The 2,291-nt window shown below is 63.5% G+C and carries 2 protein-coding genes; both read right to left on the bottom strand.

The window, feature by feature from the left end; all coding sequences use genetic code 11:
* Window positions 1-17: 17 nt before the first annotated feature.
* Entirely contained in the window at window positions 18-1,169 is a 1,152-nt protein-coding gene (gene dnaJ, locus AC4FAH_RS03015) for a molecular chaperone DnaJ (protein ID WP_043333362.1), read from the bottom strand.
* Window positions 1,170-1,338: 169 nt separating this feature from the next.
* The coding region (locus AC4FAH_RS03020) for an Hsp70 family protein (RefSeq protein ID WP_490245630.1) at window positions 1,339-2,291 on the bottom strand (953 nt) is incomplete at its 5' end.

Raw genomic sequence — 2,291 nt, forward strand, 5'->3', positions numbered from 1 at the left:
GACGGCAAGGCGAATGCCTAGGGCTTCATGTCTTCGAAGAACTTCTTCACGCCATCGAAGAAGCTGTTCTCCTTCGGTGAATGGCTCTTGCCGGTATCACCGAGGCTCTGCTGGAACTGACGCAGCAGCTCCTTCTGCTCTTCATTCAGGCTGACCGGGGTCTCGATGACCACCTTGCACAGCAGGTCCCCGGCGGGGCCGCCGCGCACCGGCTTGACGCCCTTGCCGCGCAGACGGAACAGCTTGCCGGTCTGGGTCTCGGCCGGAATCTTCAGCACGACACGTCCGTCGAGGGTCGGCACGTTGAGCTCACCGCCCAGCGCCGCATCGACGAAGCTGATCGGCACTTCACACTGCAGATGACGACCATCGCGCTTGAAGATCTCGTGCTCGCGCAGGTTGACCTGCACATACAGATCACCTGACGGCCCGCCGTTGACACCGCCCTCGCCTTCGCCGTTCAGACGGATGCGGTCGCCGGTGTCGACGCCCGGCGGAATCTTGACCGAGAGGGTCTTGGATTCCTGGACGCGGCCTTCGCCGTGACACTTGCGGCACGGCACGCTGATCTTCTCGCCACGACCGTGGCAGGTCGGACACGCCTGCTCGACCGCGAAGAAGCCCTGCTGCATGCGCACCTTGCCCATGCCATTGCAGGTCGGGCAGGTTTCCTTGCTGGAACCCGGCTCGGCACCATCGCCATCACAGTGGCCACAGGCCGCCAGACGCGGCACGCGGATATCGACCGTGGTACCGGCAACCGCCGATTCCAGATCGAGATCCAGGTTGTAACGCAGGTCGCTGCCGCGCTGCGGAGCGTTCGGATTGCGACGACCACCGCCGCCACCGAAGATGTCACCGAAGACATCGCCGAACACATCGCCGAAGCCGCCGGCACCACCACCGCCAAAGCCGCCGCCACCGAAGCCACCGCCGCCCTGACCATCGACACCGGCATGACCGAACTGGTCATAGGCGGCGCGCTTGTCAGCATCGGACAGCACTTCGTAGGCTTCAGAGACTTCACGGAACTTCTCGGCCGAAGTTTCATCATCCGGGTTGCGGTCCGGGTGATGCTTCTGGGCCAGGCGTCGGTACGCCTTCTTGATGTCCTTGGTGTCGGCGCCACGCTCGACACCAAGCACTTCGTAATAATCACGCTTGGACATGGATCAGGTCCGCCTGGATTGCTGGCAGCCTGAGGCTGCCGGTCTGTTCTGGAATGCCGGTTGTCACCGGTGGCTCGCGGCTAGCGCAAGGCGCCACCGATGCAAACGACAACGCGGGACACCTTCACAAGGCTCCCGCGCTGTCATCAGACGTCGTTCAAGAAATCCCTCAGGACTTCTTGTCGTCGTTGACTTCCTCGTACTCGGCGTCAACCACGTCGTCGTCCTGCTTCTTGCCAGCCTGACCTTCGGCAGCCTGCTCACCCTGGGCGCCCTGCTCGGCGTAGAGCTTCTGCGCCAGGTTGCCGGACGCTTCGGTCAGTGCATCCAGCTTGGCCTGGATCGCATCCTTGTCGTCGCCTTTCAGGGCTTCTTCCAGCTCGGAGATCGCCGTCTCGATGGCTTCCTTCTCGCTGGCTTCGGCCTTGTCACCGGCTTCGGTCAGGGTCTTCTTGGTCGCGTGAATCATGCCGTCGGCCTGATTGCGCAGCTGGACCATTTCCTCGAACTTCTTGTCTTCGTCGGCGTTGGCTTCCGCGTCACGCACCATCTGTTCGATCTCGTCGTCGGACAGGCCGCCGGAAGACTTGATGACGATGGACTGCTCCTTGCCGGTCGCCTTGTCCTTGGCGGACACGTTCAGGATACCGTTGGCATCCAGGTCGAAGGCGACTTCGATCTGCGGCACACCGCGCGGCGCCGGCGGAATGTCGGCCAGGTCGAAGCGACCCAGAGACTTGTTCTGCGCGGCCTGCTTGCGCTCACCCTGCAGGACGTGGATGGTCACCGCGCCCTGGTTGTCATCAGCGGTGGAGAACACCTGGGACTTCTTGGTCGGGATGGTGGTGTTCTTCTCGATCAGCGGCGTCAGCACGCCACCCATGGTCTCGATACCGAGGGTCAGCGGGGTCACGTCCAGCAGCAGCACGTCCTTGACGTCGCCGCCCAGCACGCCGCCCTGGATGCCGGCGCCGACGGCGACCGCTTCATCCGGGTTGACGTCCTTGCGAGCTTCCTTGCCGAAGAACTCGGCCACCTTGGACTGCACCAGCGGCATGCGGGTCTGACCACCGACCAGGATGACGTCGTCGATCTCGGAGGCGGACAGGCCGGCGTCGGACA

The sequence above is a fragment of the Cobetia sp. genome, assembly GCF_983723665.1.